The organism is Algoriphagus resistens, assembly GCF_001442615.1.
Lineage (GTDB): Bacteria > Bacteroidota > Bacteroidia > Cytophagales > Cyclobacteriaceae > Algoriphagus > Algoriphagus resistens.
The window spans coordinates 79,423-102,107 of record NZ_LMXN01000002.1 but is presented as its reverse complement, the minus strand read 5'-3'; the positions used below and the strand labels follow the sequence as shown (position 1 = coordinate 102,107).

14 protein-coding genes are annotated in these 22,685 nt (G+C 43.9%); 1 reads left to right on the top strand and 13 read right to left on the bottom strand.

Features of this window, described 5'->3' with window-relative positions:
- Positions 1-102: 102 nt before the first annotated feature.
- The 6 genes from AS141_RS03755 to AS141_RS03730 all read right to left on the bottom strand — a co-directional run bounded on the left by AS141_RS03755 (position 103) and on the right by AS141_RS03730 (position 11,420).
- Positions 103-1,242 (bottom strand): alginate lyase family protein, encoded by a 1,140-nt coding sequence (locus AS141_RS03755; RefSeq protein WP_057936306.1) that lies wholly within the window; start codon positions 1,240-1,242, stop codon positions 103-105.
- An 85-nt stretch (positions 1,243-1,327) separates the two neighbouring features.
- On the bottom strand, positions 1,328-3,508 hold the full coding sequence (locus AS141_RS03750; RefSeq protein WP_082632169.1) for a glycoside hydrolase family 31 protein: 2,181 nt from the start codon (positions 3,506-3,508) through the stop codon (positions 1,328-1,330).
- A gap of 443 nt (positions 3,509-3,951) precedes the next feature.
- Positions 3,952-4,593, bottom strand: coding sequence for a fasciclin domain-containing protein (locus AS141_RS03745; protein ID WP_157243377.1), 642 nt, complete (start codon positions 4,591-4,593; stop codon positions 3,952-3,954).
- A gap of 20 nt (positions 4,594-4,613) precedes the next feature.
- Positions 4,614-6,062 carry a RagB/SusD family nutrient uptake outer membrane protein gene (locus AS141_RS03740; RefSeq protein ID WP_057936304.1) on the bottom strand — a complete coding sequence of 483 codons (1,449 nt, stop codon included), beginning with the start codon at positions 6,060-6,062 and terminating at the stop codon, positions 4,614-4,616.
- 11 nt (positions 6,063-6,073) lie between these two features.
- Entirely contained in the window at positions 6,074-9,250 is a 3,177-nt protein-coding gene (locus AS141_RS03735) for a SusC/RagA family TonB-linked outer membrane protein (protein WP_057936303.1), read from the bottom strand.
- 646 nt (positions 9,251-9,896) lie between these two features.
- Positions 9,897-11,420: a DUF4955 domain-containing protein gene (locus tag AS141_RS03730; protein WP_057936302.1), complete on the bottom strand. Its 1,524-nt coding sequence runs from the start codon at positions 11,418-11,420 to the stop codon at positions 9,897-9,899.
- Between the two features lie 278 nt (positions 11,421-11,698).
- Between AS141_RS03730 and AS141_RS03725 the strand changes: the two genes are divergently transcribed.
- Positions 11,699-13,015, top strand: a complete 1,317-nt coding sequence (locus AS141_RS03725; protein ID WP_057936301.1) for an Nramp family divalent metal transporter — start codon at positions 11,699-11,701, stop codon at positions 13,013-13,015.
- Between the two features lie 229 nt (positions 13,016-13,244).
- On the opposite strand, the gene AS141_RS03720 is transcribed toward AS141_RS03725, so the two are convergent.
- The 7 genes from AS141_RS03720 to AS141_RS03690 form a co-directional block, all read right to left on the bottom strand.
- Complete coding sequence (locus AS141_RS03720; RefSeq protein WP_057936300.1) at positions 13,245-14,873, bottom strand: apiosidase-like domain-containing protein; 1,629 nt, start codon at positions 14,871-14,873, stop codon at positions 13,245-13,247.
- Between the two features lie 125 nt (positions 14,874-14,998).
- Positions 14,999-15,343, bottom strand: coding sequence for a 50S ribosomal protein L20 (gene rplT, locus AS141_RS03715; protein ID WP_057936299.1), 345 nt, complete (start codon positions 15,341-15,343; stop codon positions 14,999-15,001).
- A 111-nt stretch (positions 15,344-15,454) separates the two neighbouring features.
- Positions 15,455-15,649: a 50S ribosomal protein L35 gene (gene rpmI, locus AS141_RS03710; RefSeq protein ID WP_057936298.1), complete on the bottom strand. Its 195-nt coding sequence runs from the start codon at positions 15,647-15,649 to the stop codon at positions 15,455-15,457.
- A gap of 25 nt (positions 15,650-15,674) precedes the next feature.
- A complete protein-coding gene (gene infC / locus AS141_RS03705) occupies positions 15,675-16,229 on the bottom strand; it encodes a translation initiation factor IF-3 (RefSeq protein ID WP_057936297.1) in 555 nt (184 codons plus the stop codon).
- Between the two features lie 84 nt (positions 16,230-16,313).
- Entirely contained in the window at positions 16,314-18,263 is a 1,950-nt protein-coding gene (thrS, locus tag AS141_RS03700; RefSeq protein ID WP_057936296.1) for a threonine--tRNA ligase, read from the bottom strand.
- A 217-nt stretch (positions 18,264-18,480) separates the two neighbouring features.
- Complete coding sequence (locus tag AS141_RS03695; protein ID WP_057936295.1) at positions 18,481-19,698, bottom strand: 6-bladed beta-propeller; 1,218 nt, start codon at positions 19,696-19,698, stop codon at positions 18,481-18,483.
- Positions 19,699-20,052: 354 nt separating this feature from the next.
- On the bottom strand, positions 20,053-22,530 hold the full coding sequence (locus AS141_RS03690; RefSeq protein ID WP_057936294.1) for a DUF5686 and carboxypeptidase-like regulatory domain-containing protein: 2,478 nt from the start codon (positions 22,528-22,530) through the stop codon (positions 20,053-20,055).
- Positions 22,531-22,685 lie beyond the last annotated feature (155 nt).

The following is a 22,685-nucleotide window of genomic DNA, read 5'->3' as shown; positions in this document are numbered from 1 at the left end:
GGATTGTCAGTCGGTACTATTTCTAGCCTACCCACTTCTTGGGGAGGGTTCTGGTTTACTTTTCAGCATGACTAGTGAAGTCTGCCAAAGGTGCCTTCTTAGTCATTTATCAATCCAGATGATCGGGTTTCTTATCGGCAGATTCCGGATGACTTCTTCCTCCTTAGGCTGATGCTCCAGCTTCTCCCAAATCCTGTAAAGTTCTTTCTGTTCCAATCCTATTGCCCCAAACAGGAGGAAAGGATGTGCCACCGGCCAATTCTCCCAATACATTACATCCTCAGCGAAAGACCACTTAGTCTTTTGTTTAACATATGGAACCAGAAAGTCAATGCCTTTTTTGATTGATTTCTGATCCTGGGTCTGAAATGACCACAGATCCTGTTCCCCATCTGAAAGTAGGTGGACCAACGTTGCCATAGCATCCAGATTGAACAGCGAATATCCATAGGGTTTTGTCCTTCCCAGTTCTCTGGGAAAGCTGCCATCCTCCCCCATCTGTTCTTGTAATAGAATAGTTGAGTACCGCTGTCTGCAGGTATCCAATACCGCCTCATTTTTGGTCAGTTTTGCGAAGGAAGCCAGCTGCATAAAGAAACACGTGGCATGATTGTTATCCTTATTCATTTCCTCGGCACCATAGGGATGGGTGAGCAGCCAATCAATGTATTGTCCAAACCAACCTTTTACCTTGGATGCCAGCATAGGATCCATTGCTCTTGAATCCTCCATAACAATTAGCCCCTGGGCCACTTCCATCAGATGTATTGTGTCAATGATGCCGATCCCCCTTCCGCTCACCCTACCGTGAATGGCCTGCGCATAGGTAAGGGATGGATTCATAAGAGTCTCCGAATCCACAAACCAGGCTTTCAAATGAGGTATCGCGTGACGTACGTAACGGTCTTCTCCCGAAATCCTATAGGCAGAAGCCAGTGCTCCAATAATTCTACTGAACCTGATCATGGCCAGTCTATGATCGACAAAATTCCCGGGATTGCTCAGGCCATCACGCTGGATATAGGGCCCTTGGGGATCGTTGGGATCCGGCCACCAATAATCTCCTTCTGAATAGAAATCATGAATTCCCCCCGCACTCCTTTCAGACCTACTGGCGGTCACTGTTACAGGTTCCTGGGTTAGGGCCCAAGCAGCCGTTTCGATCACCTGTTCAGACAAAACCGCTGTTACTTTGTCCACTAAATCCGCCTGTTCAAGATCTCCGGCTACATTATTTTTCATTGCACATGCCTGAACAAGGCAAAAGAAGATAATGAATAGACTTAGATGCCCCAGAACTGATTTCCGTATTGTTTTCAATGTCAGTTTAGTTGTCATCATTTTCTTTCATCGTCATGAATCTCCATACCACATTGCCCACAGAGTTAGGTTTGCCTTTTTCTACCTTGGAAATACTTCCTTTCAGCTTTCCGTTTTTTTGATATTCCACCTTTATTTCTCTCCAGGAATAGTGACCCTGCTCGTAGTCAAAGCTTTCGCCATCGTCGTCATAGAGTTGATAAACTGCCGGTTTATCACCGTAATGCCGTATTTCCAGATTGACCGTTTCTCCTACCTTGGGGGCGTGTAGCCGCGGTTCCATCATCGGGATTATCCCCCCGTCTTTGACAAACACCGGTATTTGCCCTAATTCTGGGGAAACATCGATCACCTCCCCGTTACCAGCATATACACCGGTGTAGAAATCGTACCAGTTGCCCACAGGAAGGATTACCTTACGTGAAGTCTGCCCGGTAAAAATCGGAGCTACCAAAAGGTATTCTCCGGCCATGTATTGGTCTTTTACTTCTTTTTTGACTGCCTCTGCATACGGGTTCAACTCAAGATCTGCTTCCTCATCGCTCAGTGTTGAGCGCTGCTGGTCGGCATGAAATCCATCTTCGAGATCCATTGCCCTAAAAGGTGGGGTACCCTCAAAATGATACTTGGCAAATTCACTGTACCAGTAGGGCATCATGCTCATCCTTAATAAGGCAAGCTGACGTACCTCTTCGGCCACTTCCTCAAATGACCAGGGTTTTGTCCCACTTGACCATGCATTGATCATGGCCATCGGCGAGAAGACGACCGTCTGCATCCTTCTCAACCATTCCTCTCCAGTCTGGGATGCCCTGGCCTCCGGAGTCCATAAGATTCCGGAAAATCCGCTGTTAATCAGCGCAGTGATAAAATCCTCGTGGTTGTAATAATCATTATAAATCACATAGGGGAAAGATACCGCACCGGCATTGGAAGCCCGGACCAAACCATAGGTACGTTCATTTCTCTTTCGGAAAAGGCTATCACTCTGGCGCTGGACCAACAGGCCATAGGTCTGCCTCATCTGCTCTGCACTGATCCCCGAAGGAAACCGTGCCACATCAGGCCAGAGGTAGCGGTCATATCCATCCACCTCATCAATTTTATAGCCACTTACCCCGATGTCAAGATGTTCTTTTTCAAAATGGCTCCAAAACACCCGCCCGACAGTATCCAATGTAAAGTCGGGAACCACTCCACCCCAAACAGTATGTGAAGCGGTATATGCTAGGATCGGCTTGTATATCGGTGACTCAGGTGATGGGTATGGATTAATCCATAGATTGACACGCACACCTTTCTTCCTTAATTCACTCACAAACTCCTTAGGCTTGGGAAACCTGCCCAGGTCCCATTCAAAGGTATTGGGATAGGACTTACTCTGCCACCCCGGTTCTAGCCCAATAAAATCAAGGGGATATCCTTTTGCTTCAAAGTCACTTGCTTCCTGCAGTACCTGCTCAGCAGTGAGCAGCTTATGCACCCGTTGGGTAAAGCCCAGCCCCCATCTGGGCGGAATAGGCCCTCCTCCATTGAACAGGTTGAATCTTCGAACGGCATCCAAAGGCGTTGGACCGGCAAATACATATACTTCTATCCCGGGAGCAGGTATGAGCATCTCCACCGCATCTGAATAGGGTCTGGAGGTCCAGTTTTTATCTGTATTCCTGTCAAGTGCTTTAGGTGCATTTTCGCTGTCTTTCCTGACAGCAGATCCTGCATAAACATTGATGTACCTGGCTGAATTGACAAATACACCGTATCCATTTGATGAAACATAAAAAGGTACGGGTGCGTGTGTACGTCCATCGTCCTTACCTCCATAGTGATCCACATGGAGATGAAGAATCTGTCCCCGTTGATGTACTGTTTTAAACTGTAAACCAAACCCATAGATCTGTTCACGGACCGTCAGGGGAAAGCGCAGGAAAGTTTTGCCCTCTTCAATCGACGCTGCGATCTGTTCAGGATCCAACGGAAAATCCGCCTCTTCCATATTTTCCAGACCTTCCAATCTGGGAGTGGCTCCTGATGCCTCCAAAAGATCAAATTTCTCCGGATCTCCAATGATGCCTTTCCATACCCCGGGCGCTATTTCATTCCATTCAATAGCCTGGGTATAGGCAACCGCAGGAAAAAGAAGAATACATAAGAATACCTGTAGTACCCTTGCAGTAAGATAATTCATATCAGTTAGGTTTGGGAATAGTGTCAATCAATCCGCCAGTACTACCTGTTTTGGCCAGACTGAATCAAATCTGGTTCATTTCAGCAGATCTGACCGGGTGAAAATCGTTCTAAAACCGGGGAGCTTTTGTTCCTCAAATCAAATCGGACTTCTCAGCGCTAAAATTTCCCACTCAATAGGGATTAATCGGGGGAGTAAAAAATCCTATAGATGCAATTGGCAAAATCGTCGGAAGCCAACAGGCTCCCCATCTGGAAGCTTCATCATATCCACTGGGTCCCCATAGGGTCGGATAGAAAGTCCTTACCATGTCCGGTACATATCCCAAGACTGCTGGTTTCGAAATGGAACTGATCACCAAAGACAGGGATATGCCCGTATTCAGGAAAAAAATGCGGCAGAAACTGCCGCATTTTTATTACGATACAATTACCCATTTCTACTTAATCAGTTAATGGTATGATGAAGCTGTCGAATGCATGTATTACTCCATTGGTTGGTTGGATGTTGCTGCTTCGTGCTTCAATAAACCGGGGTGTCAACGGGATATCGTTTACCCTCAATTTTGAATTACGTGCGTTCTGGATTTTGATATAGGCAAGATTGTTATCTGCCTGCAAAAGTGTCTGGACCGGGATATTTTCCGCTCCCAAATTGTCATAGGAATAAAATCCCTGAATGATATGATAGCGAAAGAATTCTCTTACCTCTTCTACAGGATAATCTTCCCATTTGGAAGCAGGCTCCCCATTTACCTTGTTGAAACCGAAATAACTAGCCTCGTTGACAGTGCCATTGGCATTAAACCGAAGGATGGCATCATTGGTAAGGAAGAGAAATGTCCTATCTGACTTGGAGTACTCCTCTGCAAGTCCGGCATACGCTATTCCTTCCTGCATCAACTTGAAGACAGTATCTTCCCTATCCTGGTAAAGAAACTCCAAGGCCGTCATATTTATTTTGGGATCCAAAACATTGTATTCATAGGGAACTGTTTTCTGAAGCTCCAGTCCGGCAATGTCACAACTTTCCAATCCAAGGATGGCAAAAGGAATAAAGAAGCAAATGCGGTGTGATACTATCATTTTAATTCGTGTAAGCATATCTATCTTGAGTAAGGTGAATTCTGTTCTAAATTTGGGTTTTCGTTCAGGGCGTCGTTGCTGATGGGGAATAATTCCAATCCGGCATCTCCAAATCCCACTACATTCAATCCCCTAAGTTCCTGTCTCTGCCTCAGCAATGGGTCCATTACGGTGATTACCTTACCTGTCCTCCTAAGGTCGAACCACCGCTTACCTTCTGCGTACAACTCAACTTGTCTTTCTCTGAGGATGGCATTTTCCAGCTCTTCCTGATTTGAAAACATATCCATGCTTACTGGATCCAAGCCAGATCTTTCTTTGATCTGATTTAAAATCCCTATCGCCAGATCCTGATCCCCCAATTTATTGTAGGCTTCAGCGCGGAGCAGTAAGATATCTGAAAGCCTGTAAAGTGAATTCCTTACTTCCGCCTGGTTGCTGGGAGGCAGAGAAGAAGCAGGTTCCCCGTTAGACGCCAAGGGGAAATGTTTCCAGATGAACTGTACCGCACCGGTGGAGACCGCCTGAAGTGTGTCATAGGTCAGGTATCTTCTGAAGTCGTCTTCTTGCTGTTCCCATTCTTCCAGTAAATTGGGATCCATGATGAATGGACTGGTATTCGTACCTGAGCCGATCCGCGATGCCAAGGCATTTGAACCATCTTCAGTAAAGGACCAAAACAGGCTCCAGATGGCTTCTTTGGAGTTCACTGGATCCGTAAAGGTCAATTTCCATTCAGCAGGTGTCTGTGCAAGCGAAAACCTGTTCATCTCCAGTAATTTATCAGAACTGTCCAGGGCTTTCTGGTATTCTTTCTGCCACATGTATGCCTCCGTGAGCATAGCATAGATTCCGCCGATGTTGATTTCATAGATACCTGCCTCCAGTGGATTAATCAATCCAACAGCAGTATTCAGATCTGTCACAACACTAGCAAGTACCTCTTCTGCAGAAGTTCTTGCGGGACGGTAATCCCGGTCAGAAACTGATTCCAACAGTAAAGGAACGGCGCCCCAGACCTTGACACCCATAAAGTGACAATATGCCCTCATGGCATATGCCTGGGCCAGGTTATGGTTTCTGAATGTGTCACTGACGTCACTTCCTGCTACTTCAGGGAGATTATCTATAGCCAGATTTGCCCTGCTGATCGTCCTGTATAGCGCATCCCAGTTTGCCTCCCCCATATTGGCGGTCAACCCGTTTAAGGCGAAATTGATGGATCCCACTCCAGTGCCGCCATTGGTAAAATTATCAGAGCGGGCATCCCCCCAGTCAATGTACCGGGCACTGACCACAGCCTGCAGCCCATCATACATTCCCGCTATCCCTGCCCTGACATCATCTCTTGTCTTCCAGAATGTATCAGCCGAAATCTCTGAAATAGGCTGTTCGTCCAGAAAGCCTTCACAAGACGGCAAAATCAGGATAGCTAAGTTTATCAGTAGTATTTTTATTATATTCTTCATTGCTGTTTCAATTAGAAATTAAGATTCAGTCCCACTCCGTATTGCCTGCTTCTAGGGTATCTTCCTGTATCCTGTCCCATGGTCAAAGGGCTTCCCATTGGGATCTCAGGGTCATACCAGAAGTAGTTGGTCCAGGTCAAAAGGTTATTGCCATAGAGGTAAACATTGAGGCCCTGAAGTTTGATTTTTCGGGCCAACACGGGATCCATGGTATAGGATAGCCTGACATTCCTCAGCCTGATAAATGATCCATCCTCCAGAAAATAACTGTTAAGTTCCTGCATATTTCCCATCGTGGGCGTACCGGGAACTTTGGGTACCTGAGTAATGTCCCCAGGTTTAGACCAAGCCTCTTGGATCAGGTATTTGTCCGGGGTTCTGTTGGTTGTATTGAAATCACCTCCGTCCCTCCTGCCTTTGTTGTAAATGGTATTGCCCCAAGTCACATAAAAATTAAATGATAAGCTGAAGTTCTTATAGTCAAGCTGGTTGAATATCCCTGCCATGAATTTTGGCTGGGCATTGCCAAGGACTACCCGGTCCCGATCGTCTATGATATCATCACCGTTGTTATTGAGCCAAATCACATCACCGCCTTTCGAAACCCCACCGGGCATCCGCTGTTGTTTTATCTCACCCGAATAGGGTTGACCATTCAACAGGTAGTTTCCTGAGAACTCCCCTTCTGAAAAAACAGGTTCCAAACGTTCCCAGTCCGGTGTATAGGCATTGGACTCGTCATATTGATAGACCCCCAGGTTTTTCCACCCGTAGAAATTCCCCAGTCTACCACCTTCCTCCAGGTACCATCTCCCGCTGGGAGTCAATGGAATTCCATTGTAAAGCTTCAACACTTTGTCATTGTTGAATGTCATGTTAGCGGACAGGTTCCAGGTGAACTTGCTGTTTCTCACCGGATAGGTATTCAGTGTAAATTCAATTCCCTCATTTTGAATGGAGCCAAAGTTCACCCGTGTAGAAGTGAATCCCAGCTCTCCCGGCAGAGGTGCGGCATACAGAAGATCATCAGTGACTTTCCGGTAATAATCTGTCACAAAACTTACCCTGTTATCGATGAAAGTCAGATCAAGCCCAATGTTCAGTTGCTTGGTAGACTCCCAGCCAAGTTCGGAGTTGCCCAGCATATCTACCGGCACAATCCCTAATACACCATTATAAAAATTGCTTCCAAAAGAATAGCGCTGCAGCGCATCGTAATTACCTACTCTTTCATTTCCGGTCACACCATAACTTGCCCTGAACTTTCCATCTTGAAGTACCCGGTTTGTCCAGCCCATGAATACCTCATCGGTGAATCTCCACCCAACAGATGCGGATGGAAACAGACCCCATCGGTTATCGGTCCCAAAGCGGGAGGACCCGTCCCTGCGGATATTGGAGCTGAACATGTATTTTCCTTTATAATTATATGCCAGCCTTCCGAAGATTCCGACCAACGTATGCCGTGATTCTATATTATATATATTCTGAAGCTGTTTGTCCTGAATGGAATTGCTGGTAAGCACCGATTCAATCACGTAGGTGTTACCCACAATTTGAGCATCCTTATCCACCCATTTTTCAGCACTGATACCCAGCACCGCGTTGATACTGTGCTCATCATTTAGGAATTTCTTGTCATAATTCAGATAGTTTTGCTGCATCCAGTAGGTATTGAATGAATTTTTATATCCCCCATTATTTTGATCAAGATTGTTACTTAAGAGTTTTGGGTTAAAAAAAACGTTCTCACCGTAACTGGCTCTGAAATTAAAATCAGATGTGATTTTCAGGTCATCGGTGATAGAAAAAGACACGTAGTTGAAAACATTGGCATCATAAGACTTAAACTCATTGACTCTCAAAAGTGTATGCGCCAAGGGATTTTGTCTACCGCCCAGTGTAGGCGCCAGTGTCCCGTCTGCCATATATAACTGGAAAGTCGGTGGCCGTTGCATCGCCTGTAGTAAAGTACTTCCTTCGTTTATTCTGTTTTCCGAGCTGTGCGAGAAGTTCATCCTACTGCCTATAACGAACCGATCGGAAGCTTTGAAATCGATATTTGTACGGGCGCGGATCACTTTAGCCCAACTATTAAGTATAATTCCCTCATCGTCCAGAAACCCTATGTTGCTGTAATAATTGAGTTTACCGCTTGCACCACTGAGTGAAAAATCAAGCTGGTTTCGGATAGCAGTTCTTGTCAAAATTGACTGCAGGTCATTGTCGGCGTTGAAGGCGATATTTAAAGAATCAGCACTAAGGCCCGGAATCTGATCAGCTGCTGTCCTTTTTTGATCATACAATCTCCTGTCGTCGGCGGTGGCCTGTGGTAGTTTTCTGGCTAAATTACTGTACATCCTATTGTACCTTACATCTATTTTCGGTTTCCCTTCAACTCCTCTCTTAGTGGTTATAATAACAACTCCATTGGCAGACCTGGATCCATAAATGGCAGCTGAGGCAGCGTCTTTGAGAATTTCCATGGATTGGATATCATTGGGATTGATCCCCTCAATATTGTCCACAGGGGCACCGTCTACTATATAGAGTGGATTCACACCTCCCTGTATAGTAGATGTACCCCTGATCCTGATGGAAGCCCCTCCCCCAGGTCTGGGTTCAGTATTGACCTGTACACCTGCAGCTTGACCCTGCATGGCATCAAAAACATCCACTGGCTGTCTTTCTGTGATTGAAGACTCACTTATTGATGCGATTGCGCCAGTCACATCCCGCTTGTCCTGTGTACCGTAGCCAATTACAATAACCTCCTCCAGGCTTTTGCTGTCCAGATTCATGACCACATCGAGGGAAGATCTATTGTTAACACTTATCTCTTGGGAATCAAACCCTATGAAGGAAAACACCAGAACCGTGGAACTCCCCGGAACCGAGATAGAGAAGTTACCTTCGATATCAGACACCCCGCCTGTGGTGGTCCCTTTAATTAGGATATTTACACCCGGCAGCGGAAGTCCATCTTCCGAAGAAGTGACGGTCCCGGATACCATCATCTGCTGCCCAAAGACTCCACTGAAGGAAATCAATAAGAGGAACCAAACCAAGACCGGGATTTTCATTAAAAGGGTATGGTAGGGAGGCTGTCTTTTTAGAGGAAAGCCACTTTGCTTAAGTTGTTTAGCATGATCCCATCCCTTGACTGGAATTTGTAATAATTCTTTCATTCATTTTGGGGTTATTGTTAATGGATATAAAAGCAAGCTGAAGTATCATAAACTAAACAAATGTTGTATGTTATCTTTTTTCTTGCCTATTGCAATTATAACCTATCAAAAACCATCTATAGGGGGATTTTTTGCTTAGAAAATGGGTGTAAATCGTTCGATTACAAGTTCGGGACCTGTCTGAGGGAATAGATTGGCGGATCTGAAACACGAGCTTCAGTTAGCTAATTATAGCCCTATGTACTATGAGCTATAGGCAATCCACATTCCGACCAAGCTCAAAGAAAAATTTTCCTGCACTTCCAAAAAAATAGTTGCCAAAAAGTTAAAATCAGAACAATATATAGTTAAGTATGTTTACTGATATTTTCTATATAGTACTGAAGTTGCCTTTAGTGATTCACTATAATTCCTAATGTAATTCAATACGCTCTTAACTATCGAATGAAAATCACCAAATAATCCTATTATAGAATGTGTTGCTGTCGGTCTTTGACTTACATTGCAAATGAATAGCACGTTAACGTGGTGCAATTAAATAAAGGGTGACAGTGAAACTTCGGGGCGGTTTTCAACATAAGGAAACAGCAAAAACAGCCTTTTTTAGCTGCGGGGAGCTCCTGGATAAAGTTAGGCTTTACCAAAACTAGTTGCCGGACCGCAGTCGAAGTTGTAGCTGTGCCTCGAACAGCGATTTCGGAAATACTTCTTGCCCCCTGGCCTGGTCTATCCCCACATTCTCAAAGGTGATCTCCCTGTTTGCCCGAAAGCCCACAAAAATCGGATCTGATATGGTATAATTCCGTCTCTTCTTAACTGACCAAAAATCATAGTGGAAATCCCTTTCAGACCGGTAGCTGAAATTCCAGAACACCAAATACTTCCCATGGTGGGGCAGCCCGGGTAGCGGTCCGCCCAGGTTATAAAACACGCCACCGTCAATTGCATCAAACAATGTCGCATAAGGCTGACCTGAATGACTGTCTATGATCTGATCTTCCCCCAGTCTACATTGTGTCACTACGGTTCCGACTCCCCCATACCCAGTTCCCGGTCCATGGTGATGTGCCCCGTTAAAATCACAGTCTTTAATCAAGACCCCATATCCCGATCTGGCATGAATGGAAGTATGCCCTTTCTTTCCATAAATATTCAAGCCTGTAAGGCTCAGTTGGTACCCATTTCGGATATTGATCACTTCATTTAAATTGGTGAATGCGCAGTTGCGTATCCAGCTGTTTTTCACGTTCCCCATATGAATGGCCACCCATCCCCCATCATGGATCCCGTCTTTGTGGTGGACAAATTCTTCCGGATAACTGTCCCAGTTTCCACTGAACAGGATATCTTCTATTCCGCATTCTTCTATGCTATTGTAACTGTTCAGTTCGAAATCATACCCTTCAACCATCACAACATCGATATGAAGCGGGTTTTTGAATTTGATAGTGGTCCCATTGATCTCTTCAATCGTATGGATTTCCCTAATCTGCATTCCCCCACCTGACCCAAACAGTCTGTCCCAGGCCGGAGAAAGCTCCCTGGGAGCAAAATAATTCCTGGTATACGCTTCACTCCTATGGCTTAGTACGACATCCTGACCCACGCTAAGTCTTGATGCATCCGCAACTTCAACCACAAAAGATTCCCGCGGTGCGGCACGGTTTACTACGGCCAACTTTTCCGTCTTGTTCTCTCTCGGTTCGAATCTGAACTGCCTGGAACCAATCCTCATTTTTACTTGATGAATCTCCGTCCCTCCGGCGCCACTCCCGCTCCCCTTAAGCAGTATATTGCTTTTGTCAATACGAAAAAAACTATCCCTGTCCTCATCCGGGGCGATGAGAAATTTGCCTGGTGGGAAAAATACAACTCCGCCACCTTCGGTTGCCAATGCAGCGGAAATCGCCATCTGTATAGCTGCATCATCGAATTCAGCATCGTCTGGCACTGCCCCATAGTCAGTCACATCGAACACCGTTCTTTCCGATAGCGACGGAATTTCCTTTTCCGAAAAATGATAGCCGGCATAGGAGAAATCAGGTAAAACGGGTGATTCAGTTCCGGAAAGCTTAGCTAGCTCATATGCCGCCCATAATGGGGGGATTCGCTGAGAAAATACATTTCCGGTCAGCGCGACTAATATCAGGACAATCAGATTACTTTTCATTTTGTTGAATTTCACATAGTAGGGAAACTTCCGGACAAACCTAAGTCTGTCCAGGGCTCATCCACAAAAATGGAAAAATGAGGGTGTTGCCCTTACAAGATACCTACGCATCAGTAAACATAGATTGCCCGAATTATCCAATGATTATGTGATATTAACTTTTCCTGAATGCTTTCGGTATAAGTCAAAGCCCTTGGGAAACGGAAACCATTTTTAATTCCAGATTTTCTGAGAATACCCGCTTGTCTAACAACTGGATATTTCCCTATTTTTAATGAATGACCTCTACAGAAATAAAGAATCCACCCTCCTCCCTACGTGAAAAACTAAAGTTTTTGGGCCCTGGATTTATACTTTCAGCCTCCATTGTGGGATCCGGTGAATTAATCGCAACTACGGTACTTGGAGCTGAAGGCGGATTTATCACTTTTTGGGTCATCCTGGTCAGCTGCCTCATAAAAGTCGCTATCCAGCTGGAATTTGGTAAGAATGCTATTATTACCGGAAAACCACTGATGTCCTCATTTTCACTCTTGCCCGGACCGAAAAAATGGGCTGTATGGAGCACCTTCCTGTTGACACTTTTTAAAATAGTACAGCTGGGCGGGATGATCGGGGGAGCTGCCATTGCCCTGAATATGATTATGCCACTGCTCTCTCCCATTCTATTGGCATTTATGTTGGGAGCGGTTACCAGTCTTTTGATTTACAGGAATTACTATAGCATAGTAGAGCGAACATCCATGTTCATGGTATTTGCATTTACAATTTTTACCCTGGCATCGGTGGTAGCAGTTAATTATAGTCCCTTTGCCTTTACCTTTTCAGATATAGTAAGTGGGTTGACTTTTGAACTACCCCCAAAACTTATTTTTGTCGCTATCGGGGCATTTGGAATTACAGGAGTTGCCAGTGACGAGATAATCGCCTATACGTATTGGTGCCTGGAGAAAGGCTATGCCAGATACACCGGTGAAAATGACGGTAGTATTGAATGGAAAGTCAGAGCAAATGGATGGATAAAAATCATGTACCTGGATGCCATCGTCGCAATGGTAATCTACACGGTAGTCACAGCCGCCTTTTACCTATTGGGTGCTTCTATTCTATATGGCAATGAAGAGATTCCAAGGGGCAACCAACTCATAGAAACCTTGGGCAATATTTACATTCAAACCCTTGGGGGCAATGCTAGGATTGCTTACATCACCGGGGCATTTTTTGTTCTTTTTTCAAGCGTGTTTGCTACGCTGGCTTATTGGACAAGGCTGTTACCGGATATCTTCGGAGAATTAAGCTGGATAGACTATGATGATCTGAAAACCAGAAAAAGGTGGGTTGCGGTATTGGCCTGGACTTTACCAGTCTTGTGGGCAATCGCATTTGCTTTTGTTAAGCTGCCTTCCTTTATGGTACTGTCTGGCGGAGTAGTGGGTGCTGTACTTCTTATTCTGGTCGTCTATGCAGCCATTCAGTTTCGGTTCAGGAACAACACCTTAAAACTAGCCTCAGGTACTTTTTCAGGTATCCTGTTTTGGCTAAGTGTACTTTCCATAGGTTTAGTGTCGCTGTATGGAATTGTGAAGTTATTTTAGCCGGACTATTCCTATTGCTAAGTTTTGTTCTTCCGTATCACTGTCTGAATATTCTGGCTGCTGGTCAAAGTAAAAGAGATCTCTTCCCAGATCTAGTGGTTTGAGAACTACGGGGTTTCCGAAAGTATTGATTACTCCCTTTTGCAAATTGGGGTTTTCAATCTCATTTTCGTGGATTGAGCTAAAAATATAGGACTCAGCAATATACTATTAGTTTTAGAAATATTCCCTATTTAAATTCCTCCAGCACCAGCACCATATCCTGATCCAGGGGATTTTCAAATCCAAGAATATGCTCTTTGGTACTTGTCCCACTGTTAATAAATTTATTCCCGATGGGATCAAACCAGCGAACCTGATATTCCTTTCCGTCACTGTTAAAAACTTTTATCGGCTGCCTTACAGGAGAATAAATCACGATGGTGGAACGGTCTTCATTTGCAACCGCAGAGATAAAATGGTTGAAAACCTCATCCCCCGGCTGATTTACCAGCAGTTCATTAGCGGGTTTGAATTTCCACCACTCAAACTGGCTGATAAATTCATGTAAGTATCCAATTTGCTTGCTTCCCTCAAAATCCACACTTTCTTTCCAGGTGTGTGTGCCCGCAGATGGTCCATGGTTTTCAATCTCCTCTCCTTCTCTGAGCCATGGCCAAATCCCATTTGCGCCATAGGTAATCCCCGAAGGAGGAGCTGCAAATACGCTCCAATATGAAGCATTTCGTACGTCCTGTGCAGTGATTTTAAAGCCTATTTCCTCGTAATTGGGTTCCGTATTGATCAGAGGCATAGGGCGGAGTTTATCCCATTGTTCAGCTACAGGGCCTTTGTTGATCCAGTTGACTGTCTTAGCTTCATTGGAATGTGAGGATTGATAGGTAATCAGATCATACCATTGCTGATCTTCATACAGATCACCCAACCAAGATAATCCATGTGGATGCAGGGTGACCAGGCCCTGATGTTTTCCTTCACCGAAAACCTGCTCACCGATTGATTTCCAACGTCCTTCCAGATCCCCATAGTATTTCCCATCGCCGCCAAGGGTCCATAGCACGTGATTGCCCTGGTATCTTGCCACAATGTATTTAGCAAGGATTACAGCCTCCCGTATCGGTAAATAGTAGCCGGGACTGTATTCTGTTCCTTCCCCAAAAGGAAGTGCCCATAGAATCACCGGAGAGACCACCAGTCCCTTCTCATTGGCCTCCTCGATCTTCTGATCTATACGCTCAAAAAACGTTGGATCAAGCGTAATTTTTCCGGCACCTGTGAAAGCCACTTTGCCTTCGGCGTTTTTTGTCCCACCTCTCCATTGTGTGGTGACCAGCTGAACTGTATTGTAATGATGTTCTTTTCTATGATTGAGGTAATAATCCCACTCCTCGTCGGTGGACTTCAGCGCGCCATTCCAGGCGGTACAGGCTGTCCAGAAAAAAGGAGTGCCATCTGCATGGCTTAAATGATAAGTCCCCTTAGGTTGGACCAAAGGCCCTTTGCGGTAAATATCCAGGTCACTTCCATTCTCCACACATTTAAACGTACCTTTTACCCCATCTAACCCTGAGTTGCTTTTATCGGAAGAGGATGAGATAAAACTCCATTCCCCAAGTTCATCCGGCATAAAACGTACTTTCCAGTTTCTCCCTCCATCCCAAAATCCCCTCAATGTCTTTTCCCTTCCTGATGGGGAAATAAACGTGATATCAAATGTGCTGACATCATAGAGCGGGTTTTCGTAGGTCTTTTCACTTTGAAAAATATATTCAAACCGATCGAATTGTTTGGTTTGACCAAAGGAAAACCCGCTGATACAAAGCAAGAAGAAAAGCAACACCGTACGAAGGGTTTTCATAGCATAATAGGAGTTTACTGATGAATTGATTGATCAGTGAATAAGTTAGCAAAAAAAACAGACGGAATTAAAAACAAAAAAGCCTTCCCGAGGGAAGGCTTCTACTAAAATAAGACAGTGCAATCTTATTTTACTCTTTCAACTACAGCTTTGAATGCTTCTGGGTGATTCATGGCCAGATCTGCCAAAACCTTACGGTTAAGCTCGATCTCACCTTTCTTCAACAATCCCATTAATTGAGAATAGGATACGCCGTGCTGTCTGGCACCTGCGTTGATACGCTGGATCCACAAAGCTCTGAATTCTCTTTTCTTCGCTTTACGGTCTCTGTACGCATACTGAAGACCTTTCTCATACTTGTTTTTGGCTACTGTCCATACGTTGCTACCTCTTCCGAAGTAACCTCTTGTGGCTTTTAGCACTTTTTTTCTTCTTGCTCTGGACGCTACCGCGTTTACCGATCTAGGCATAGTGTTTTGTTTTTTGACAGTTGGTGCCCCGAGTGATCAGGATCTTGATTACCAATCTATCTGGTGAATAAATAAACCTTAATTATTTGATTTTTAAGCTACTGTGGAGAATCAGATTCTCAACATGTCTCTTACTCTACCTTCGTCAGACTCATGAACCAGACCAGTTTTAGTCAGGTTATGCTTCCTTTTGGTAGCTTTTTTGGTCAGGATGTGGCTTTTGAAAGCGTGTTTCCTTTTGATTTTGCCGGTTCCCGTTAAAGCGAACCTCTTCTTTGCACTGGATTTGGTTTTTACCTTTGGCATTTTGCTGTATTTATTTAGTTGAAATTTATTTCTTTCCTGCCTTCGGAGCGATGAAGATGTTCATTCTTTTTCCCTCCATTTTTGGAAGTTGCTCTACTGCGCCATATTCTGCGAGCGCCTGAGCAAATTTCAATAGTAGCATCTCTCCTCTTTCCTTAAACACAATACTACGGCCCACGAAATGTACGTATGCCTTTACTTTTGCGCCCTCTTTCAGAAAGTTGATTGCATGCTTCAGTTTGAAATTGTAATCATGCTCATCCGTATTCGGTCCGAATCTGATTTCCTTCAAAACAATCTTCGCAGCATTGGATTTAATCTCCTTCTGCTTCTTTTTCTGCTCGTACTTAAACTTTGCGTAGTCAAGGATTTTACAAACTGGAGGATCAACGTTCGGAGAAATCTCTACCAGATCCAGGTCATTTTCCTGGGCGAGTTTGATGGCTTTGTCTGTAGGAAGAAGTGCATTACCCCCTTCTACAAAATCACCCACCACCCGTACTTCACGAGCTCTGATTTTCTGGTTTACTTTATAAGGTTCTTCCTGTCTACCTCTATAGGGTTGTCTTTGGTTTCTCAAGTTTGCGTTGATTGTTTTTATGAAATTGGATGCAAATATCGGAATTATTTCTAATTAAGAAAAACTGAATTAAATAATACAGTATTATTCCTTACTCAATGAAGATGAAATAATGCCCTGAAAATAGTTTATAAACTCCTCCGCTGAGAAGTTACCTAGATCTCCTTCACCATGCCTGCGGACAGAAAGCTTTCGCTCTTCCTGCTCCTTTTCACCTACTATCAGCATAAATGGCACTTTTTTGACTTCAGAGTCACGGATTTTTCTTCCGATTTTTTCATCTCTGTTATCAATAGCACCTGATATACCCACCTCTTCGAGGATTGACTTTATTTCTTCTGCATATGCTACATATTTCTCAGAAATAGGCAAAATATTAATCTGCTCAGGAGAAAGCCATAGCGGGAAGTTGCCTGCACAGTGCTCAATCAGCACAGCGACGAACCGCTCCAAAGAACCGAACGGTGCCCTGTGGATCATCACAGGTCTATGCTTCTGATTGTCCGAGCCTATATATTCCAACTCGAACCGATTGGGTAATTGATAATCTACCTGGATAGTTCCCAACTGCCATTTTCTTCCTAAGGCATCCTTTACCATAAAGTCAAGTTTTGGCCCATAGAATGCCGCTTCCCCAAGCTCAGTGACTGTATCCAACCCTTTCTCTGCAGCGGCTTCAATAATCGCGGCTTCAGCCTTGTTCCAAGCCTCATCGCCCCCTATGTACTTGGAAGGATTTTCTGGATCCCGAAGAGAAATCTGTGCTGTATAATCATCAAAGCCCAATGCTTTGAACACATATAACACCAAATCAATTACCTTGATGAACTCTTCTTTCACCTGATCCGGACGGCAGAAGATATGCGCATCATCCTGGGTAAAACCCCGAACACGGGTCAACCCGTGAAGCTCACCACTTTGCTCGTAACGATATACCGTACCGAACTCCGCATAGCGAATAGGAAGTTCTTTGTATGAATGCGGCTTGTGCTTATAGATTTCACAGTGATGCGGGCAGTTCATCGGCTTCAGGAGAAACTCCTCCCCCTCATGTGGCGTGGCAATTGGCTGAAACGAATCCTTACCGTATTTCTCGTAATGCCCTGAAGTTTCATATAACGCTTTATGGCCGATATGTGGAGTAATTACCTGCTGATAACCAGCTTTGTCCTGTGCTTTTTTCAGGAAATTCACCAGACGCTCTCTGAGCAAGGTGCCCTTTGGCAGCCAAAGCGGAAGACCTGCTCCCACTTTCTCGGAGAATGTAAACAGCTCTAGTTCACGTCCTAATTTCCTGTGGTCACGTTTCTTTGCCTCCTCCAGTAAAGTCAAGTAGTCAGAAAGTTCTTTGGCTTTAGGAAAAGTAACCCCATAAATACGGGTAAGCATTTTGCGCTTTTCATCCCCTCTCCAATAGGCTCCTGCGATATTTGTCAGCTTTACTGCCTTTACAAACCCGGTATTGGGTATGTGTGGCCCCCGGCAAAGATCTATAAAGTTTCCCTGCTGATAGAAGGTGATTGAACCATCTTCAAGCCCTTCAAGCAGGTCAAGCTTGTATTCATCACCTTTCTTTTGGTAATAATCGATTGCGTCTTTTTTGGAGATATCCGTACGGATGTATTCATTCTTTTCCCGAGCCAATTCGATCATTTTCTTCTCGATGGCCTCGAGTTCCGAACCGTCCAGCGTCTTATCCCCGAAATCCACATCATAGTAGAACCCTGTTTCTATCGGAGGGCCTATTCCGAATTTGATGCCTGGATGGAGTGCTTCCAATGCTTCTGCAAGCAAGTGGGCGGAAGAGTGCCAGAAAGTATTTTTACCTTCATTGTCATTCCAGGTCAACAATTGGATAGAGGAATCCGAATTGATGGGTCGGGTTGCATCCCACACCTGCCCGTTAACTTTTGCGGCTAGAACGTTCCTGGCTAAACCCTCGCTGATACTTGCAGCAATCTGTAGTCCGGTTGTTCCTTTTTCGTACTCCTTCACAGTGCCGTCCGGAAGGGTAATTTTAATTAGTTGTGACATTTGTTTTTGTTAATTCTGCCCATACAAACAGGCATAAAGATTAAGTTGCAAATATGCACAAGACAGCTGCAATCAAAAAATATATGGGAAGGGAATATGGAAATGAGTGGGAATTTCATCTGATTCTAATAGTTTTCTAGCGGCCATATGGAATCCCGCATTGAATAATCATCCCAATGCGAGGTTTCTCATCCTGCCTGTGCGAGAAAAGCAGGCCCTATTTCTTCACTGTATAAATTATCAGCACAGGATTCTCGGAATCTTTGGCCGCAAAAGCTGCTTGTGCGAAGTTTTTCCCTTTGGTTTTTACGTATTCTTCAACCCCCGTTTCTCCAAGTTCTTCTTTCTTTTTCTGAAGGTTTTTATAAAGGGTTTTTCCAGCAAAAGCAGCCCCTATTTTCCTGTCTGAAAATTGGATAAAAATGTTTGCATAGGTACTCCATTCATCCAGATCATTGAGTAAAAGTTTTGAAATCACATTTGGTCGGCCTGTTTCTCTATTGTAAACCAGGTTATAGGAATCCCCTTCATGGCGAAAACTTGAAATGAGCAACCTTTCTAATATAAACCAGTTCTCAGAAAAATAAAGTTTAGCCTCAGAATTTTGGAATTTTATATATTCCATTCCGTTCACTTCTACATCAAACTTGGCCATTTCCTTCAAATCCTGACCATATTTCCCAAAATCCCATACGTACCTGGGAAACAACTTTGATTCCTTCACTTCATAGATTGTATCCTGAAAGGGCATTCCAAAATAGATTTGATCGCCCAGTTCTTTAAGGGTGGAAGCGCCTGAATAGTAGCCATAGTAGGCAAGCTCATCAAAAGGAATTGACCTTACCGTATCTTTAAAGGTTTCATTGACAGATTCGAAAAAGAAATCTCCACTTTCTGAAGCTTTGGTATAAAAATAATACCGTTTATCATGATCGGAATAAGCTGCTGCACCGATTTGTTGGTCTATTTTCTGCTCCCTCAGAAATTTACCATTTAGATCAAACCACATCAACTTAGTTGGAAACACACCTGAAAGCATTACCTCCCCATCCTTGATAGCAGCTCCATAAAACTGCAGATATTCACCAGGCCCTTCCCCAAAGGCCTCAATTTTATTGAGATAGTTCCCGGTTCTGTCAAAAATCTGAATGCATCTACAGCCTTGCATGTCGGGAACATAGATTTTCTCATCATGAAAAATAACTTGACGAACACCTCTTCCCAACAATCCTTCTTCCCCATTTTCCTTCAGCCAAATGTATTCTATCTCAGGCTCAAAGAATTCGGAAAGTTTACCTTCTCTGGCTTCAGAGAGGTCAACATGTATGGTTTCCAAGCTATCCCTTCCTTCAGTTGAATCCTCCTTATCATCCGAAGAGCAAGAAATAAAAATGCTACAAAAAAGGACTGGTAAAAGAGAATAAGTCTGCTTCATTATTTCTTAAATGTATATTCCCGGAGCGCTTCGTCGCAAAAGCTGCCTGTGCAAAGTTTATTTGTAAAGCAGAACTATTATTCTTTCAGCAAAATCCTCAAAAGCTTCTTGGAATCTTGTCGGTTGTCCGATAATGCCATTATACTAATTTGCTCGTCGGTAATTTTGTAATTAATACGGTAATTGCCCAATAAGGCCACTCTGACATCTCTAAAATCCGTCGATTGGTAATCAAAAGGATTTCTTGGAATTTTATTGGTTCATTTAAAAACTAACCTTATAAGTTTATTGAATACCTAGTTAGGAAAGCCTTCCATTATTCATCTACCCAAGATAGTGAAAAGAACCCACGAACTAAAGAATAATCTGTCCGGATATTTTCACCGCAAATGGCTTAACTTCAGGATTATCCAGATAGGTCATCCTGTGGAAGAAGTCTATTCTGAAGAATTTAAAAATATTCTCAATCCCATAACCCAATTCCACATAAGGTTTGCTGGGATCAAGTCTTCCAAAGGTCTGCAGGGGATTTCCTGAGGGATCCACAGTTGGGGCATTGGCAATATTTTTGTCGCTGACAGAGCCGTAAAGTATATTCGCATTGGCTACGGCACGCCATTTCAGCTTTTTGAGCAAAGGGATTTTATTCAGCAAAAAGCCCTCAAAATAATGCCTATAGCGTAAACTTGCGTACTGATCGGAGGCAAACTCATTGAAATTCATGGTATTGAAAGCAGCAGAAGTATAGAACAAGGTCTCATTGCCCAAGTGGTTTTTCAGCACAGGGTATGGTACCTCCCCAAATACTTTTCCCGCATCCAACTCGTAACGGGAAACACCAAACATGCCCACGTTCAACCGTTGATACACATAGAAATTCAATTTTGAATAATTGATGTCCCCACTGAGCCAGTTTATCCCTTTTGCATAGCTCAATTCAAAAATCGGCCATCTCAGAGGTCCTAAAGAGGATCTCTCATTGTCATTGATCAGAATGGTCTCATCACGCCCGTACCTCAGGCCTATCTTGGCTTCGGTGGTTTCAAATTGGGACTTATATTCTCCGGTGCCTTTTTCTAGGTAATAGAAATCATAGAGTGGCTCGAAATTCATAAAAGCCAGATCCGAGTACATGAGAAATCCCTTGAAAAACTCCCGCTGAAAATTGAACTGATGCTTTCTGCTGAAATAAGGTCTTCGCAGCGTACCAAACCTGCTTGCCGCCAGAAATATGCTGTTTCCCTGCAGGCTGGAAATCTCCAAGCCGACCTGATCGATTTCCTTCTGTGTGGAAAGGGAGATGGAAGTCCAGTGTACCCTATCCAAAATCCGAGTGACTTTAGCCGAATATTTCAGCTCTTCATCCTTAAAGCCATAGCCTAAATAACCCTTAATTGCCCATTTATCACTGAATTTCAGGTTGGTGCGGAAGCCCATACCCAGCCTCACTCCTTCTATGTCGTTATAGTTGAAAAAGGCAGGCCATGGGCCGATATCCACTTTCCCGACAGGAAGGTAGCCCGTGCCGAAGAATTTTAATCCTTCGGAATAAAAACGCACAATGGGAATTCTTTTCAGCGTATCCACCATCCTGAGTACTGCTATTTCTTCCTGAGTCAGGATATCCTGCCGGTTGTCTTTCCAAAATTCCTCACTCGCTTCATCATAATCGGGCAGTAAGGTCACCGATTGATTGAAAAACGAGGTGGGCTGCGGCTCTCCAACTTTAACACTATCTGCCGAAGTATAGAATTTGGCCAGTAAACCGGCCGTTTTTGGGGTTATCTGTCCTATTTTGATCTGAACACGTGTTTTGGCAGGAATCAAAGGGCCTGCGGAAGTCGGTACCAACTCCTGCTGTATTTTGATCCGTTCAATAAAATTCAGGTTGGCCTCTTTGGGAATGGTCAGATCCACCTGCTTCAGTGCATATGTCTCCTTATTTATCCAAATACTTCCTGAGAATGCCAGATCCTGCTCCCGCAGTGGATAGACTTTCAGCAAATAACAGGAGTCCACGCCTACCAAAACAGAATCCACCAGGTCATAATCGTAAAACTGCTTCCATCCATCAGCAATGGGCGAGACAAACTCCTTGCCTACGATGTTCAGCCAGTTTTTGTAAAAATTGTATTCCTGAAACGCTGAACCGGTGATCTGCGAAGTAGTGGAGCCATCCGTAATACCTACACCGGTTACCTTCGACTTTTCTACTACTTCTTTTTTCAGCTCAGGATTATTCCTGAAGTAAAATTTGGAAAGAGTCTCAGAAAAAAAAACGGGCAAGATCTTCTCTCCCTCGTCATTGGTGAGTTGCTTGATAGAATCCAAAACCGCGGTTACTTTCTTTACAGTTTTCCGCTGGGTAAACTCCTCCGAGACATGATCAATATCTATTTCTATTTTTGTATAGTTCTTTGTCTGGTAGGCACTTAATTCTCTTTTGTCAAAGTCTTTTTTTCGACTAACTACTTTTCGTATTACTTCAAAAGCGGGATTCTCCCCAGCTTCAAAAACAAAAGCCTCCATCTCAAAATCAGATGGCTTGAGCTGGAAATTGACAGTTTGCTCAGGTACCTGCTGCAAAGCTTTCACACCGGTGATATAGCCCAAGTAGTTAACAGAAATACTATCTGTAAGCGACTTGGCCTCCAAGATATAATTACCCTCAAAATCGGTGGAAATTCCGACTGTAGTACCTTTCAAAAGCACTGAGGCAAAGGGTATAGGGTCTCCCGTGGCCGAATCAGTCACTTTTCCTTTCACCACAAACTGGGCAAAAGACTGGGTACTCATCAAAACTAAGAAAAGGAAAAAGTATTTGCGGATCATGTAATAGTGGTGGCACTAAAAGGAAATTCCTGCAAAATAAATTCATTAGCCATGCAAATTGCTATTCCTCCCTTAAAAAATATAAAGGATTAACGATCATGAGCTGCTCATGGAAGAGAAAATTGAAAAATCCGCTAGTATATTTGAGACCGAAA

What these genes read in the sequence shown, in the direction of transcription:
- AS141_RS03755 (WP_057936306.1), bottom strand. Translation starts at nt 1,242, where the DNA reads ATGAAAAATAATGTAGCCGGAGATCTTGAACAGGCGGATTTAGTGGAC.
- AS141_RS03750 (WP_082632169.1), bottom strand. Translation starts at nt 3,508, where the DNA reads ATGAATTATCTTACTGCAAGGGTACTACAGGTATTCTTATGTATTCTT.
- AS141_RS03745 (WP_157243377.1), bottom strand. Translation starts at nt 4,593, where the DNA reads ATGATAGTATCACACCGCATTTGCTTCTTTATTCCTTTTGCCATCCTT.
- AS141_RS03740 (WP_057936304.1), bottom strand. Translation starts at nt 6,062, where the DNA reads ATGAAGAATATAATAAAAATACTACTGATAAACTTAGCTATCCTGATT.
- AS141_RS03735 (WP_057936303.1), bottom strand. Translation starts at nt 9,250, where the DNA reads ATGAAAGAATTATTACAAATTCCAGTCAAGGGATGGGATCATGCTAAA.
- AS141_RS03730 (WP_057936302.1), bottom strand. Translation starts at nt 11,420, where the DNA reads ATGAAAAGTAATCTGATTGTCCTGATATTAGTCGCGCTGACCGGAAAT.
- AS141_RS03725 (WP_057936301.1), top strand. Translation starts at nt 11,699, where the DNA reads ATGACCTCTACAGAAATAAAGAATCCACCCTCCTCCCTACGTGAAAAA.
- AS141_RS03720 (WP_057936300.1), bottom strand. Translation starts at nt 14,873, where the DNA reads ATGAAAACCCTTCGTACGGTGTTGCTTTTCTTCTTGCTTTGTATCAGC.
- rplT (WP_057936299.1), bottom strand. Translation starts at nt 15,343, where the DNA reads ATGCCTAGATCGGTAAACGCGGTAGCGTCCAGAGCAAGAAGAAAAAAA.
- rpmI (WP_057936298.1), bottom strand. Translation starts at nt 15,649, where the DNA reads ATGCCAAAGGTAAAAACCAAATCCAGTGCAAAGAAGAGGTTCGCTTTA.
- thrS (WP_057936296.1), bottom strand. Translation starts at nt 18,263, where the DNA reads ATGTCACAACTAATTAAAATTACCCTTCCGGACGGCACTGTGAAGGAG.
- AS141_RS03695 (WP_057936295.1), bottom strand. Translation starts at nt 19,698, where the DNA reads ATGAAGCAGACTTATTCTCTTTTACCAGTCCTTTTTTGTAGCATTTTT.
- AS141_RS03690 (WP_057936294.1), bottom strand. Translation starts at nt 22,530, where the DNA reads ATGATCCGCAAATACTTTTTCCTTTTCTTAGTTTTGATGAGTACCCAG.